This window comes from Actinoplanes sp. DH11 (assembly GCF_020873875.1).
GTDB lineage: Bacteria > Actinomycetota > Actinomycetes > Mycobacteriales > Micromonosporaceae > Actinoplanes.
In genome coordinates this window covers 45,088-59,845 of sequence record NZ_JAHWGU010000014.1, presented here as the reverse complement: position 1 = coordinate 59,845, position 14,758 = coordinate 45,088, and the positions used below count along the sequence as shown (strand labels likewise).

At 71.7% G+C, this 14,758-nt stretch carries 13 protein-coding genes; 11 read left to right on the top strand and 2 right to left on the bottom strand.

From position 1 onward, the window contains the following. Positions 1 to 5: 5 nt before the first annotated feature. On the bottom strand, positions 6 to 1,238 hold the full coding sequence (locus LPA41_RS21180) for a glutamate-cysteine ligase family protein (protein WP_229072397.1): 1,233 nt from the start codon (positions 1,236 to 1,238) through the stop codon (positions 6 to 8). A gap of 232 nt (positions 1,239 to 1,470) precedes the next feature. Between LPA41_RS21180 and LPA41_RS21175 the strand changes: the two genes are divergently transcribed. Next, positions 1,471 to 3,717, top strand: coding sequence for a glycoside hydrolase family 3 N-terminal domain-containing protein (locus LPA41_RS21175; RefSeq protein WP_229072396.1), 2,247 nt, complete (start codon positions 1,471 to 1,473; stop codon positions 3,715 to 3,717). A gap of 86 nt (positions 3,718 to 3,803) precedes the next feature. After that, complete coding sequence (locus LPA41_RS21170) at positions 3,804 to 4,598, top strand: class I SAM-dependent methyltransferase (RefSeq protein ID WP_229072395.1); 795 nt, start codon at positions 3,804 to 3,806, stop codon at positions 4,596 to 4,598. Positions 4,599 to 5,207: 609 nt separating this feature from the next. On the opposite strand, the gene LPA41_RS21165 is transcribed toward LPA41_RS21170, so the two are convergent. After that, a complete protein-coding gene (locus tag LPA41_RS21165; protein ID WP_229072394.1) occupies positions 5,208 to 6,188 on the bottom strand; it encodes a GNAT family N-acetyltransferase in 981 nt (326 codons plus the stop codon). 9 nt (positions 6,189 to 6,197) lie between these two features. Between LPA41_RS21165 and LPA41_RS21160 the strand changes: the two genes are divergently transcribed. From LPA41_RS21160 to argG, 9 genes are all read left to right on the top strand, one after another. Beyond that, positions 6,198 to 6,887 (top strand): vancomycin high temperature exclusion protein, encoded by a 690-nt coding sequence (locus LPA41_RS21160; protein ID WP_374238187.1) that lies wholly within the window; start codon positions 6,198 to 6,200, stop codon positions 6,885 to 6,887. 95 nt (positions 6,888 to 6,982) lie between these two features. Continuing rightward, a complete protein-coding gene (gene argC / locus LPA41_RS21155) occupies positions 6,983 to 7,984 on the top strand; it encodes an N-acetyl-gamma-glutamyl-phosphate reductase (RefSeq protein ID WP_229072393.1) in 1,002 nt (333 codons plus the stop codon). Continuing rightward, on the top strand, positions 7,981 to 9,153 hold the full coding sequence (gene argJ, locus LPA41_RS21150) for a bifunctional glutamate N-acetyltransferase/amino-acid acetyltransferase ArgJ (RefSeq protein ID WP_229072392.1): 1,173 nt from the start codon (positions 7,981 to 7,983) through the stop codon (positions 9,151 to 9,153). The genes argC and argJ overlap by 4 nt, the downstream gene beginning before the upstream one ends. Then, complete coding sequence (gene argB, locus LPA41_RS21145; protein WP_229072391.1) at positions 9,150 to 10,016, top strand: acetylglutamate kinase; 867 nt, start codon at positions 9,150 to 9,152, stop codon at positions 10,014 to 10,016. The genes argJ and argB overlap by 4 nt, the downstream gene beginning before the upstream one ends. Next, positions 10,013 to 11,167: an acetylornithine transaminase gene (locus LPA41_RS21140; RefSeq protein ID WP_229072390.1), complete on the top strand. Its 1,155-nt coding sequence runs from the start codon at positions 10,013 to 10,015 to the stop codon at positions 11,165 to 11,167. The genes argB and LPA41_RS21140 overlap by 4 nt, the downstream gene beginning before the upstream one ends. Continuing rightward, the gene (gene argF, locus LPA41_RS21135; RefSeq protein ID WP_229072389.1) at positions 11,164 to 12,096 is read left to right on the top strand and encodes an ornithine carbamoyltransferase; all 933 of its coding nucleotides are present in this window, start codon (positions 11,164 to 11,166) and stop codon (positions 12,094 to 12,096) included. The genes LPA41_RS21140 and argF overlap by 4 nt, the downstream gene beginning before the upstream one ends. Next, positions 12,093 to 12,602 (top strand): arginine repressor, encoded by a 510-nt coding sequence (locus LPA41_RS21130; RefSeq protein WP_229072388.1) that lies wholly within the window; start codon positions 12,093 to 12,095, stop codon positions 12,600 to 12,602. Before argF ends, LPA41_RS21130 begins: the two co-directional genes overlap by 4 nt. Then, positions 12,599 to 13,492, top strand: coding sequence for a hypothetical protein (locus LPA41_RS21125; RefSeq protein WP_229072387.1), 894 nt, complete (start codon positions 12,599 to 12,601; stop codon positions 13,490 to 13,492). The genes LPA41_RS21130 and LPA41_RS21125 overlap by 4 nt, the downstream gene beginning before the upstream one ends. Further along, on the top strand, positions 13,489 to 14,727 hold the full coding sequence (gene argG, locus LPA41_RS21120) for an argininosuccinate synthase (protein ID WP_229072386.1): 1,239 nt from the start codon (positions 13,489 to 13,491) through the stop codon (positions 14,725 to 14,727). The genes LPA41_RS21125 and argG overlap by 4 nt, the downstream gene beginning before the upstream one ends. Positions 14,728 to 14,758 lie beyond the last annotated feature (31 nt).

The following is a 14,758-nucleotide window of genomic DNA, read 5'->3' as shown; positions in this document are numbered from 1 at the left end:
GAGGATCAAGCCGCGACGGCGAAGGCGTGCAGGCGGCGGGAGAGGATCTCCGAGACGTCGGATCGGGTGGCGGCCGGCAGATCGGTCCGCTCCAGGTTCCGGCCGGCCAGTTCGGCGAGACCGGCGGCGCAGCCGCGGATCACCGGGTCGGCGAGACCGGCCCGGGCCGCGTCGAGCCAGCGGCCGGCGGACGGTTGCGCGAGGTCGCGGGCCCGGTCGGTGGTGGCGTCGTCGGCGACGAGGGCGGTGAGCACCGCGGCCGGTGCGATCCATTCGCCGCCGGGCTGGGCGTCCAGATATCGGACCTCGAGGTAGCCGCGGGGGCGTACCGGTGGGAAGAGGGTTCCGAGGTGGTATTCGACGTCGTCGAACGTGGGCCGGGAGCCGGTGGTGCCGGCGCCGACCGGGCCGGCGGTGCCGTTCTCGATCCGGCTCGCGGTGCCGTTTCCGATCCAGCCGGCCAGGGTGAGGCCGGGTGGCGCGTCCCAGTGGCCGGCGTCGCGCCGCACGCAGAGCAGTGGGGCGGCCAGCGCGTATCGCGCCCAGTCCTGGGCCGGGTCGTCGCCGAGCGGCACCGGACCGGTGCGGCGTGGTTCCATGGCGAGCCAGGCGCCCATCCGGGCGGACGCCCACCGGGTGTCGCGGCCCGCGTGCCGTCGCGAGTTGGCGAAGAGCGCGAGCATCGCCGGGCCGATCTCGTTCAGCGCGGCCCATCGCCGGGCGGAGCCGGCGTCGAAGCAGACCTGCAGGCCGGCGGTGCTGCCCATCATGGTCCGCCCGGCGCGGTCGAAGGCGCGCTCCATCGCGGCGTAGCGCGGGGTGTCGAGGATGCGCCGTGGCGGCCGGTGGGGGTCGATGCCCCGATCGCCGAGGACGATGCCGGAACGGGCCAGCAACTCGGTGAGTGCGGCGTGATCGGCGGTGACGGCGGTGTGCAGTTCGGCGAGTGATCCGGCCACGGCCGAGGAGATCTCGACCTGCCCGCCGGGTTCGCAGGTGACGGTGCTTCCGCCGGGCAGGGGTACGGGTTCCGAATTACCGAGTGTGGCGGGCGTGTGCTCGCCGAGGGCGGCGGCCAGGTCCTCGGCCCGCAGGTATGCGGACTCGTCGCCGGCGTGGTGCGTGGTCCATTCCAGTTCGACGCCGACCCGTTGCGGCGGGCCGGTCTTGAAGCAGATTCCGGAGATGTGCTCGATCGCCTCCTGGGTCGATCGAAGCACCCGGTCGGACGAAGTCATCGCTCCTCGCTCCTCACTCAGAGTGATTTTCCAACTTCTATGAGTGTGGTCTTCTGGGGACGATACCCACATCCGGACGGCCTCGTCCTCCCATGAGCGTGTGTCGATCCTCTCCGGGTCCGAAATGAACCAGCCACGAGATCGTCAAGTTCCGGAACCGGGGCGGGGTGCCGGAACCGGTTCCGGACTGGAAGACTTCGAGCCGTTCGTGTTCGGCAGACCGGAGGCACTCATGCCCGCAGACTTCCCATATCAGGATCCATCGCTCTCCATCGAGGAGCGGGTGGAGGATCTGCTGGGGCGCATGACACTTGCCGAGAAAGCCGGGCAGATGATGCAGCTCGACGCCCGTCAGGACCTCCCGGAGATCATCCTGGAGAAGCTGGCCGGCTCGATCCTGCACACCTCCCCGGCCAAGCTGATCGAGGCGGCCGAGCTGGTCGCGCGGACCCGCCTGCGGATCCCGCTGCTGACCGCCGAGGACTGCATCCACGGCCACTCGTTCTGGCCCGGCGCGACGATCTTCCCGACGCAGCTGGCGATGGCCGCGACCTGGGACCCGGCCCTGATCGAGCGGGTGGCCCGGGCCACCGCCGTCGAGGTCTCCGCCACCGGCATCCACTGGACCTTCTCGCCGGTGCTCTGCATCGCCCGCGACCTGCGGTGGGGGCGCATCGACGAGACGTTCGGCGAGGACCCGTTCCTGATCGGCGAGTTCGGTGCCGCGATGATCCGTGGTTACCAGGGCGGCGGGCTGGCCGACCCGACCGCGGTCCTGGCCACCGCGAAGCACTTCGCCGGCTACTCCGAGACCCAGGGTGGCCGGGACGCCAGCGAGGCCGACATCAGCCGACGCAAGCTGCGCTCCTGGTTCCTGCCGCCGTTCGAGCGGGCCGCCAAGGAGGGCTGCGCCGTCTTCATGCTCGGCTACCAGTCGATGGACGGGGTGCCGATCACCGCGAACAAGTGGCTGCTCAACGACGTGCTCAAGCAGGAGTGGGGCTTCACCGGCACGCTCGTCACCGACTGGGACAACGTCGGCCGGATGGTGTGGGAGCAGAAGGTCTGCGCCGACTACGCGGAGGCGGCGGCGCGGGCGGTCAAGGCCGGCAACGACCTGGTCATGGTCACCCCCGCCTTCTTCGACGGCGCGCAGGAGGCGGTGGCGCGCGGCCTGCTGGACGACCACGACCTTGATTCGGCGGTACGGCGGATCCTGCGCCTGAAGTTCGAACTGGGCCTCTTCGAGAACCCGCGCACGCCGGACGCCGACCGCCAGCGGGCGGTGATCGGCAGCCGCGAGCACACCGAGCTCAACCTGGAGGTGGCCCGCCGGTCGCTGGTGCTGCTGCGCAACGACGGCGTGCTCCCGCTGGACGCCTCCGCCGCCGCGCGCCGGATCGCGGTGCTCGGCCCCAACGCCGACGACGTCTCCGCTCAGCTCGGTGACTGGGCCGGCAACTCCGGGCAGGTCGACTGGATGCCCGACGGGCACCCGCGGGAGCTCACCACGACCGTGCTGGACGGCCTGCGCGGGACGGTCCCGGACGGCTGGGAGGTGACTTTCGAACGCGGCGCCGACATCGAGCACCTGGTGCCCGACCCGGAGGGTGAGACGTTCCCGGACGGCCAGCCCCGGCCGCCGATCTCGCAGCCGATCCCGGCCGACCCGGCCCGTCTCGCGGCCGCCGTCGCCGCCGCACAGGCCGCCGACTACGCGGTCGTGGTCGTCGGCGACACGGTCAACCTGACCGGTGAGCACAAGTCCACCGCCACCCTGGAACTGCTCGGCGGGCAGATCGCCCTGCTCGACGCGATCGCCGCCACCGGCACCCCGATGATCGTCGTGCTCCTCGACTCGAAGCCGCACGTGCTGCCCGAGTCGGCGCTGAACGCGGCCGCCCTGATCCAGGCGTTCAACCCGGGCATGCGCGGCGGGCAGGCCCTGGCCGAGCTGATCCTGGGCCACATCGAGCCCAGCGGCCGGATGCCGATCTCCGCGGCACGGCACGTCGGTCAGCAGCCGATCTACTACAACCAGGTGCGCGGTCAGCACGGCACCCGGTACGCCGACCTCACCCAGGACCCGCTGTTCGCGTTCGGTGAGGGCCTCAGCTACACGACCGTCACCTACGACGGCCTGACCATCGGCGAACCGGACGTGGCGCCCGACGGGGTGGTCCGTGCCTCGGTGCGGCTCTCCAACACCGGCCGGCGGCCGGCGCTGGAGACGGTGCAGGTCTACGTCAGCGACCTCGTCACCAGCGTCACCTGGGCGGGACGCGAGCTGAAGGCGTACCGGCAGGTCCTCGTGCCGCCGGGGGAGAGCGTGACGGTCGAGATCGAGCTGCCGGCCAGCGCGTGCACGCTCGTCACCGCCGACGGCGACCGGATCGTCGAACCGGGCGATTTCGATCTGCTCGTCGGCCCCAACTCGCGGCCGTCGGCGCTGCTCTCCGCGAAGTTCCGGATCAGCTGAGCCACCCGGGGGTGTCCGGTGCCGGACACCCCCGGTACAGATCGTGTACTAGGCCTGCCGGTCCGCCGATCCCTACCGTCGGTGCCATGACGACGACGGGCAACACCATCAAGGAAAAGCACCGCGCCATGTGGGCGTCGGGCGACTATCCAGCACTGGCCGCCGAAGTCGGTGCGCCGCTCGGCCCGGTTCTTGTCGAGGCCGCCGGCATCGGGCCCGGGCAGCGGGTGCTGGACGTCGCCGCGGGCACCGGAAACGCCGCGATCCCGGCCGCGCTGACCGGCGCCACGGTCACCGCCAGCGACCTCACCCCGGAACTGCTGACCGCCGGTGAACGCCTGGCCGCCGCCCGGGACGCCAAACTCACCTGGACCGAGGCGGACGCCGAGGCGCTGCCGTTCGACACCGCCTCGTTCGACACCGTGATGTCCTGCATCGGCGTGATGTTCGCGCCCTTCCACGCCGCAGCCGCCGGCGAACTCCTCCGCGTCTGCCGCCCCGGCGGCACGATCGCCCTGCTCAGCTGGACTCCGCAGGGCTTCGTCGGCAGGCTTTTCGCCACCATGAAGCCGTACGCCGCCCCGCCACCGCCCGGCGCCCAGCCGCCGCCGCTCTGGGGCGACCCGGCACACCTGGCCGAGCTGTTCGGTGACAACGTGACAGACGTACGCGCGGAACGCCGCACCCTGCGCGTGGACCGCTTCGGCTCCGGCGCCGAGCTGCGCGACTACTTCAAGCGCGTGTACGGCCCCACCATCGCGGTCTACCGCAACATCGCCGCCGACCCGGAGCGGGTGTCCGCTCTTGACCAGGCGATGGCCGAGCTGGGCGAAGGCGCCACGGAGTGGGAGTACCTCCTCTACACCGCCCGCCGAGCCTGAGCACCCCTCCCGCGCGCCTGAGCACCCCGCGCTCCGAGCCTGGTCCCCCCGCCCGCTGGACCTGCGTTTCCCTGGGGGCCGTGCCTGAGCCTTCCTGAGGGCTGGGCCTGCGCTTTCCTGGGGGCTGGGCCTGCGCTTTCCTGAGGGCTGGGCCTGCGCTTTCCTGGGGGCTGGGCCTGCGCCTCCCCAGGCGCCGCGCCTGAGCCCAGCGGCGCCGTGCCGCAGGAGATCGTGTCCAGCCGATACCGCGCGCCCATCAACCCCGCGTCCCCGTTCTGGTTCCGGTCACGCCGGACGCGTCCGCCCCGGCGCGATGTTGATCTGCTAGCGCTACGAAATCGCTGTGATCAAGGGGTCAAAACCGCGATTTCGCACCGCTAGCAGATCAACACCGCCGCGCCCGCCGCCGCGCCGGCTCTGCGTCGCGCGCGCCGGGCCGGCTCCACACCGCGCCGGGTCGGCTCTGCACTGCGCTGGGTCGGCTCGGCACCGCGCCGGGCCAGCTCCACACCGCGCCGGGCCGGCCCTGCACTGCGCTGGGTCGGCTCGGCACCGCGCCCGGTCGGCGCTGCACCGTGCTGGGCAGGCGCTGCACCGCGCCGGCTGGCGCTACACCGGGCGCCGGGCCGGCACCGTCTGGCGGGCCGCCGCGACCCGGCGCGTCGTGAAGCCCAACCGGCGGTAGGTGGCGACGGCCGCAGTGTTGTCGTAATCGGCCAGCAGAGCCACCCGCTCCCGCTCGGCCAGCAGTTCGTCGGTCACGAACCCGCACAGTGCCGCCGCCAGCCCCTGCCCGCGGGCTTCCCGCCGGGTGGTGACGCCTCCCAAGAACCCGAGCTCCGCGGTCGACCAGGCCTCCGCCGCGACCGCGAGCAGCCGGCCGGCGTTGTCGCGCACACCCGCCCAGCGGTACACGCCGGGCGCGCCGGGCCATGCGTAGGAGTCCGGAAACGATTCGTCGATCAACGCGGTGACCTCGGGCCAGTGCGCCTCGGTCAGCCAGGCGGGAGCACTCACTTGACGCCCTAGTTGACCGGTAAACGCGTCGCCGAGTTGACCGGTAAACCGGGGCGAGCCCGCCTCCGGCCGATCCGGTGCCTGCGGTTGACCGGTAAACGTTGGCGCAGCTGACATGCTTCCGCCCAGTCCGCCCGGTCCGCCCGGTCCGCCGGGTCCGGGTTCGCCGGGTCTGCCCGAGCCGCCCGGTTCGCCCGAGCCGCCCCGGCCGCCCGGGTCGCCCGGTCCCCCTGAGCCGCGCGGGTCGCCGGGGTCGCCCGGACCGCGCCGGCGGACCGGCGTCGTCGTGTCCATCCAGGCGAACCGGGCGCTCAGCTCCAGCGCCGGCACCCGGGCGACCACGTCCGCGACCAGGTTTTCCGGTCCGAAGGGCCGGAACGACGGCCCGACCTCCGGCAGCACCTCGCCGAGCAGGCCGGCGAGCGCGTCCGGCGAACCGGCCATCACGAGCCGGTCCCAGTGCGCCAGGTCGGCGCAGGCCACCACCGTCGCCGCCGGGTGGCGGAAGACCTGGGAGCCGGGTGCCGCAGCCGCCCAGCGTACGAAAAGATCTTGTTCTTGCACGGAAGTCATCGTGCCTGATTGACCGGATTTGCCATCCTCGGCCTGGTGTTGAAGACCATTCTCCGCCGCGCGGTCACGTTCGGTGTGCTGGGTGCGACGCTCGCCGTCGCGGTCACCGCCGGCTCGCTCTCCTGGGTCCGCTCGTCGGCCGCCGGGCACATCTACGGGGTGGGCACGGTGCCGGTCGCCCCGGTCGCACTGGTCCTCGGCGCGCAGGTGGACCCGGGCGGGCAGCCGTCGGCGTTCCTCGAGGCGCGCCTGGAGACGGCCCGGCAGTTGTGGGTGGCGGGCAAGGTGTCGGCGATCCTGGTGTCCGGCGATCACGCCGACTGGGACTACGACGAGCCGGGCGCGATGATGGTCTGGCTGGTCTCGCACGGGGTGCCGGTGTCGCGGGTGGTGCTCGACCATGCCGGGTTCGACACGTACGACTCGTGTTCCCGGGCGCGCCGGATCTTCGGGGTGCGCCGGGCGGTCGTGGTGACCCAGAACTTCCATCTGGAGCGGGCGGTGGCGCTCTGCCGGGCGTTGGGCGTCGACGCCGACGGGGTGGGTGACGACACGGTCCGGGCGAACCGGCGGCTGTGGTTGCGTGGCGAGATCCGGGAACAGTTGGCCGCGGTGAAGGCGGCCGGTGACGTGCTGTCCCGGCGTGACCCGGTGTTCCTGGGCCGCCGCGAGACGGGGGTGCGGGACGCGCTTGGCTGATCGCCGCTGTGATGTGCCCCGCCGACATGTGGAACCTCGTTGCTCCGGGGTATGCGACTTGATACGGTTCTCTGCATAGTCATGCGGAGGTTGGTATGGGAATCCGGGTCGCGGTCGCAGGTGCCAGTGGGTACGCCGGGGGCGAGCTGCTCCGGCTGCTCGCCGGGCACCCCGAGTTCGAGCTCGTCACAGCCACTGCCCACAGTCAGGCAGGTTCACCCGTCAGTGCCGTACACCCGCAGCTCGCCGGCCTGGACCTGACGCTCGGCGCGACCGACGCGGAGACGCTGAGCGGCGCCGACCTGGTGTTCCTGGCTCTGCCGCACGGGCAGTCCGCGGCCGTGGCGGCGCAGCTGCCGGCCGGGGTGAAGGTCGTCGACCTGGGCGCCGACTTCCGGCTGGAGAGCGCCGAGCAGTGGACTCGTTACTACGGGGGTGGACACGCCGGGACCTGGACCTACGGCCTGCCGGAGCTGCCCGGCGCCCGGGCGGCGATCGCCGCGTCCGACCGGGTGGCGAACACCGGCTGCTACGCCGCCACCATCACCCTCGCGCTGGCGCCGCTGATCGCCGCCGGCGTGGCCGACCCCGAGGACGTCGTGGTGGTCGCCAGTTCCGGCACGTCCGGCGCCGGCCGCAGCGCGAAGGTGAACCTGCTGGGCAGCGAGGTGATGGGCGACCTCTCGCCGTACAAGGTGGGCGCGCACCAGCACGTCGCCGAGATCAAGCAGGCCACCGGCGCCGGCTCGCTGTCGATGACGCCGATCCTGGCGCCGATGCCGCGCGGCATCCTCGCGACGGTGACCGCGAAGCGCCGCAACGGTGGCGACCCGCGCGAGGCGCTTCAGGCCGCCTACGCCGACTCGCCCTTCGTGCACGTGCTCGCCGAGGGCGTCTGGCCGCACACCGCCGCGACCGCCGGTTCCAACTCCTGCCACCTGCAGGCCACCGTCGACATCGACTCCGGGCGCATCATCGTGGTGAGCGCGCTCGACAACCTCGGCAAGGGCGCGGCCGGTCAGGCCGTGCAGAACGCCAACATCATGTTCGGTCTGCCCGAGACCGCGGGCCTCAGTGTGTTCGGAGTCGCGCCGTGACCGTCACCGCCCCCAAGGGGTTCCGTGCCTCCGGCGTCGCCGCCGGGCTCAAGGCCAGCGGAAACCCGGATGTCGCCCTGGTCGTCAACGACGGCCCGGACTTCACCGCCGCCGGCGTCTTCACCGGCAACCGGGTGAAGGCCGCCCCGGTGCTCTGGAGCGAGCAGGTGCTCAAGGGCGGCGTGATCCGCGCCGTCGTGCTCAACTCCGGCGGCGCCAACGCCTGCACCGGCACGCAGGGCTTCCGGGACACGCACCGCACGGCCGAGCACACCGCGGCCGTCCTGCGCGGCGGGGCGAAACCCATGATGATCGGCCCCGGCGACGTGGCGGTCTGCTCCACCGGCCTGATCGGTGAGCTGCTGCCGATGGACAAGTTGCTGCCAGGCGTGAACGCGGCGGCCAAGGCGCTCACCGCGGACGGCGGCCCGCGTGCGGCCGAGGCGATCATGACGACCGACACGGTCGCGAAGAACGCGGTCGTGACGCGGGCGGGCTGGTCGGTCGGCGGCATCGCGAAGGGTGCGGGGATGCTCGCCCCGGCCCTCGCCACCATGCTCGTCGTGATCACCACCGACGCGTCGGCGGACAACGCGACCCTTGACGCGGCGCTGCGCGCGGCCACCCGGGTCACCTTCGACCGGATCGACGCGGACGGCTGCATGTCGACGAACGACACCGTGCTGCTGCTGGCCAGCGGTGCCTCCAACGCGCAGCCGACGCTCGAGGAGCTCACCGCGGCGGTCACCGAGGTCTGTCACGACCTGGCACAGCAGCTGATCGGCGACGCCGAGGGTGCCACCAAGCACATCGCGATCGAGGTGGCCGGCGCGGCGAGCGAGGCCGACGCGGTGCAGGTCGGCCGCGTGGTGGCGAACAACAACCTGGTCAAGACCGCGCTCTTCGGCAACGACCCGAACTGGGGCCGGATCCTCGCCGCGGTCGGCACCACGAGCGCCGCCTTCGAACCGGACCGGGTGGACGTCGCGATCAACGGCGTCTGGGTCTGCAAGGGCGGCGCGGCCGCCGAGGACCGTTCCAAGGTCGACCTCTCCGGGCGGGACGTGCAGATCACGATCAACCTGCGGGAGGGTGAGATGAGCGCGACGATCTGGACCACTGACCTCTCGCACGCGTACGTCCACGAGAACTCGGCGTACTCGTCATGAACCCCGTCGAGAAAGCCGGCATCCTGATCGAGGCGCTGCCCTGGCTGGAGCGTTTCCACGGCACCACCGTCGTGATCAAGTACGGCGGCAACGCCATGATCGATCCGTCGTTGCAGGCCGCGTTCGCCGCCGACATGGTCTTCCTGCGGCACGTCGGCATCAAACCGGTCGTGGTGCACGGCGGCGGCCCGCAGATCAGCCGGATGCTGAACCGGCTCGGCATCGAGAGCGAGTTCCGCGGCGGCCTGCGGGTGACCACCCCGGAGGCCATGGACGTGGTCCGGATGGTGCTGGTCGGGCAGGTCGGCCGGGAGCTGGTCGGCTTGATCAACCAGCACGGGCCGTACGCGGTCGGCCTCTCCGGTGAGGACGCCGGCCTGTTCACCGCGATCCGCCGGCAGGCCGTGATCGACGGGGAGCCGGTCGACATCGGCCAGGTCGGCGACGTCGACCGGGTGAACACCTCGGCCGTGGACGACCTGATCGCGGCCGGCCGGATCCCGGTGATCGCCACGGTCGCGCCGGACGCCGACGGGGTGCTGCACAACGTCAACGCCGACACCGCCGCCTCGGCGCTCGCGGTCGCGCTCGGCGCCCGCAAGCTGGTCGTGCTCACCGACGTGCCGGGCCTCTACACGAACTGGCCGGACACCGGGTCGCTCACCTCGGAGATCGACGCGGACGCGCTGGAGAAGCTGCTGCCGTCGCTGGAGTCCGGGATGGCGCCCAAGATGGAGGCGTGCCTGCGCGCCGTGCGCGGTGGCGTCCCCGCCGCACACGTCGTCGACGGCCGGGTCGCCCATTCGACGTTGCTCGAGGTCTTCACGGAAGAAGGATTCGGAACGATGGTGGTCCCGTCATGAGCGCGCTCACAGAGCGTTGGAACGCCTCCATGATGAACAACTACGGCACACCGGCGCTTGCCCTGGTCAAGGGCGAGGGGGCGGTGGTCACCGCGGAGGACGGCACTGAGTACGTCGACTTCCTCGGCGGCATCGCGGTGAACGCTCTCGGTCACGCCCACCCGGCGGTGGTCGCCGCCGTCACCAGCCAGATCCAGCAGCTCGGCCACGTCTCCAACCTCTACGTCTCGGAGCCGCCGGTGGCCCTGGGCGAGCTGCTGCTGGCGCTCGCCGGACGGCCCGGCCGGGTGCTCTTCTGCAACTCCGGCGCCGAGGCCAACGAGGCCGCCTTCAAGATCTCCCGGCTGACCGGCCGGACGCACGTCGTCGCCACGCACGGCGCCTTCCACGGCCGGACGATGGGCGCCCTCGCGCTGACCGGGCAACCGGCCAAGCAGGATCCTTTCCGGCCACTGCCGGGAGACGTCACCCATGTGACGTACGGGGACACGGCCGCGCTCGAAGCAGCCGTCACCGCCGACACCGCCATGGTCATCCTGGAGCCGATCCAGGGTGAGAACGGCGTGGTCGTCCCGCCCGCCGGTTACCTCGCGGCGGCCCGCGCGGTGTGTGACCGCTCCGGCGCGCTGCTGGTGCTCGACGAGGTGCAGACCGGCATCGGCCGGACCGGACACTGGTTCCACCACCAGGGCGAAGGCGTCGAGCCGGACGTCGTCACCCTGGCCAAGGGGCTCGGCGGCGGCCTGCCGCTGGGGGCCTGCATCGCGTTCGGCGCGGCGGCGGACCTGCTGACCCCGGGTTCGCACGGCACCACGTTCGGCGGCAACCCGGTCTCCTGCGCGGCGGGCCTCGCGGTGATCCGCACGATCGCCGGTGCGGGCCTGCTAGACCACGTGAAGCGGGTCGGCGAACAGTTGCGGCGGGGCATCGAGGGGTTGAACCACCCGCTCGTCGACCACGTCCGCGGCGCCGGCCTGCTGCTCGGCGTCGTGCTGACCAGGCCGGTCTCGAAAGAGGTCGCGGCGAAGCTGCTGGACGCCGGTTTCCTCGTGAACGCCCCGCAGCCGGACGTCATCCGGCTCGCCCCGCCCCTCATCATCTCCCCCGATCAGGCGGATGCCCTGATCGCTGCCCTGGACGGTATCCGGTGACCACCCGCCACTTCCTCCGCGACGACGACCTCAGCCCGCAGGAACAGTCCGACGTGCTCGACCTGGCCGCCGAGATGAAGGCGAACCGGTTCGGGTTCACGCCCCTCGCCGGCCCGCGCTCGGTCGCCGTCTTCTTCGACAAGGCCAGCCTGCGCACCCGGCTCTCGTTCGAGGCCGGCATCGCCGAGCTCGGCGGCCAGCCGATCATCGTGGACACCCAGAACACCCACTTCGGCCGGGGCGAGTCGCTCGCCGACGCGGGCCGGGTCGTCTCCCGTTACGTGGCCGCGATGGTGTTCCGGACCCACGGCGACGAACGGCTCGCCGAGCTGGCGTCCGGCGTCACGGTCCCGGTGATCAACGCGCTCAGCGACGGGTACCACCCGTGCCAGCTGCTCGCCGACCTGCTGACGATCCGGGAGCGGCTCGGCGGCACGGCGGGGCGGACCATGACGTACGTGGGTGACGCGGCGAACAACATGGCGCACTCGTACCTGATCGCCGGTGCGATGGCCGGCATGAACGTCCGGGTGGCCGGCCCGTCCGGTTTCGACCCGGCGCCGGCCGTGGTCAGCCGGGCCGCCGAGATCGCGGCGTGGACCGGTGGCTCCGTCGAGGTGCTGCGCGACCCGCGGGAGGCCGTCGACGGTGCGCACGTGGTCACCACCGACACGTGGACCTCGATGGGCCAGGAGGACGACGGCAAGGACCGGCTCACCCCGTTCTGGCCGTACCAGGTCAACAAGGACCTGCTGGCCGCCGCCGACCCGGACGCCATCGTCCTGCACTGCCTGCCAGCCCACCGCGGCGAGGAGATCACCGACGAGGTGATCGACGGTCCGCAGAGCGCCATCTTCGACCAGGCGGAGAACCGGCTGCACGCGCAGAAGGCGCTGCTCGGCTGGCTGCTGGCGGTCAACGCGCAATGAGCGCCCCGGTCACCCGGGCGGGACGGCACGCCCGGATCGTCGAACTGATCCGCTCGCGGACCGTGCGGTCGCAGACCGAGCTGGCCGACCTGCTCGCCCACGAGGGCGTCCAGGTCACCCAGGCCACCCTCTCGCGTGACCTGGAGGAGCTCAATGCGGTGAAGGTGAGCGGCGCCTACCTCATCCCGGAGGACGGCAAGCGGCCGCTGCGCGAGACTCAGCAGGGGCCGGCCCGGCTGATCCGGCTGCTGCGCGAGCTGCTCACCGGGGTGGACTCCAGCGGCAACATCGCCGTGCTGCGCACCCCGCCCGGCGCCGCGCAGTTCCTGGCCAGCGCGCTCGACAGGTCCGGGCTGTCGGACGTGGTCGGCACCATAGCCGGTGACGACACCATCCTGGTGGTGGCCCGCGACGCCGGCCCGGCCTCGGGCGCGGCCCTCGCCGAGAAGCTCGGCAACTGGAGCAGATCGGATTCCTCCGATCACCATGAGGAGAGTCAACGATGACGTTCACGCCCGCGGTCGAGGCCCGGTTCCCGGACTTCGCCGACCACACCGGCAAACTGGCCGGGCACGGTGTGGAGTTCTTCCTCGCCTCCAACGACACGCTGCGCCCGCACCTCAACGAGACGCCGTACGGGCACAAGCTCACCTGGCTCGACTTCACCGACACCGCGGAGAAGGACTGGTCGATCCGGGACTTCCTCAACTACTTCAACGTGATCAACGGCATCGCGTTCGGTGACCGGGGCATCCCGATGCCGCAGTGGGTGATGGTCGACCTGATCCTGATGCCGGCGGCCGCGCTCATCGCCGGCCTGCCGCAGGACGAGTTCGCCGCGATGGTGGAGCGCTCCACGTTCCGCTTCGACACCGACGTGAAGCAGCTGCTGCGCAAGGTGCAGGCGGAGATGCGGGAGAGCGGCTACACCGGTCCGGTGCCGGTCGGCGGTTACTGCGCCGCGCCGAGTGCCGAGCACGGCCGCTGGGTCGGCTGGTCGCTCTGGTCGCTGATGCCGGCGGTCGGGCTGGGCAAAGCCGCCAAGGCGCTGGCGCTCTCCGCCTACCGCGCGCAGAAACTGGACGGCGTCACCCAGTACGACAACAGCGCGCTGAAGGTGCACACCGAGTTCGGGGCACTGAAGGTCCTGGTCGCGACCGTGCCGTTCCACACCTCGCCGGGCTCGTTCGTCTACCAGAGCGACCTCACCCTGCCGGCCGGGGGAGTGCCGCCCGAGCCGACCTTCCTGCTCGACCCCTTCGACTACGACCGCCAGCGGGCGATGCAGAAGGACATCGAAGCAGGCCGTTGCGACTTCTATGTCCTGCCGCCCGGGCACGTCCGCCGGGACGGTAAGACATACGTGCCGATTCTCGAAAAGGAACAGTCCCGATGACCAAGCGCAAGATCGTCCTGGCCTTCTCCGGTGGGCTCGACACCTCGTACGCCCTCGTGGACTTCCGCGAGAAGGGCTGGGACGTGGTGACCGCGAACATCGACACCGGCGGCCTGCACAGCGGTGAGGCCGAGGCCGTCAAGGCGCGCGCCGAGGAGCTGGGTGCGATCGAGCACCACGTCGTGGACGCCCGGTCCGAGCTCTACTCGCGGGTCGTCACCTACGCGATCAAGGCGAACTACCTGCGCAACGGCGCCTACCCGTCGTGCGTCGGCGCGGAGCGGCTGATCCAGGCGGAGAAGGTCGTCCAGGTCGCCCTCGAGGTGGGCGCGGACGCGGTGGCCCACGGCTCGACCGGCGCCGGCGCCGACCACGTGCGCTACGACGCGGTGATCCGGGCCCTCGCGCCGCACCTGGAGATCATCACGCCGGTCCGGGACGAGCGGCTGGTTCGCGAGGAGGAGGCCGAGTTCCTGCGCAGCCGGGGCTTCGCCGTCAGCGAGAAGGTCAAGAAGTACTCCATCAACGAGGGCCTGATCGGCACCTCGATCGGTGGCGAGGAGACGTACGGCAGCTGGGAGTACCTGCCGGAGGACGCCTGGACCTACACGAAGTCGATCGACGCGGCGCCCGACCAGGGTGTGGAGCTGCTGCTCAGCTTCGAGAAGGGTGAGGTCGTCGCGGCCGCGTACGCCGGTGGCGACTCCCTCGTCGAGGCGGACGCGCCCAACTACGCGATCCTGTCGGCGCTCAACGTGCTCGGCGGCGAGCACGGTGTCGGCCGGGGCATCCACATGGGCTCCACCATGGTCGGCAACCTGGCCCGGGTCGGCTTCGAGGCGCCCGGCATGCTGATCCTCATCGCGGCGCACCGCGAGCTGGAGAAGCTGGTGCTCTCCAACCGGCAGCAGGCGACCAAGGCAACCCTCGGCAACACGTACGGGGACCTGCTCCACGAGGCCGTCTACTTCGACCCGATCATGGATGACTTCCGGGCGTTCCTGGACTCCAGCCAGAACCGGGTCACCGGCCAGGTCCGGGTGCTGCTGCACAAGGGGAACATCGTGCTGCTCGGCAGCAAGAGCCCGCACAGCCTGCTGGACGCGGCCACCCGGGCCGGTGTGGTCTACGGTCACGGCTCGTCGCTGTGGACCGGTGCGGAGGCGCGCGCCTTCGCGCACATGTACGCCGTGCCCGGGGCCATTGCCAGGGCTGCGGCGCTGCCCGCCGAATAGGGGGCGGCCGGAATCGCTCCTGCGGGCGGGG

Coding starts and splice junctions, on each gene's coding strand:
- LPA41_RS21180 (WP_229072397.1), bottom strand. CDS start 1,238: ATGACTTCGTCCGACCGGGTGCTTCGATCGACCCAGGAGGCGATCGAG.
- LPA41_RS21175 (WP_229072396.1), top strand. CDS start 1,471: ATGCCCGCAGACTTCCCATATCAGGATCCATCGCTCTCCATCGAGGAG.
- LPA41_RS21170 (WP_229072395.1), top strand. CDS start 3,804: ATGACGACGACGGGCAACACCATCAAGGAAAAGCACCGCGCCATGTGG.
- LPA41_RS21165 (WP_229072394.1), bottom strand. CDS start 6,188: ATGACTTCCGTGCAAGAACAAGATCTTTTCGTACGCTGGGCGGCTGCG.
- argC (WP_229072393.1), top strand. CDS start 6,983: ATGGGAATCCGGGTCGCGGTCGCAGGTGCCAGTGGGTACGCCGGGGGC.
- argB (WP_229072391.1), top strand. CDS start 9,150: ATGAACCCCGTCGAGAAAGCCGGCATCCTGATCGAGGCGCTGCCCTGG.
- LPA41_RS21140 (WP_229072390.1), top strand. CDS start 10,013: ATGAGCGCGCTCACAGAGCGTTGGAACGCCTCCATGATGAACAACTAC.
- LPA41_RS21130 (WP_229072388.1), top strand. CDS start 12,093: ATGAGCGCCCCGGTCACCCGGGCGGGACGGCACGCCCGGATCGTCGAA.
- LPA41_RS21125 (WP_229072387.1), top strand. CDS start 12,599: ATGACGTTCACGCCCGCGGTCGAGGCCCGGTTCCCGGACTTCGCCGAC.
- argG (WP_229072386.1), top strand. CDS start 13,489: ATGACCAAGCGCAAGATCGTCCTGGCCTTCTCCGGTGGGCTCGACACC.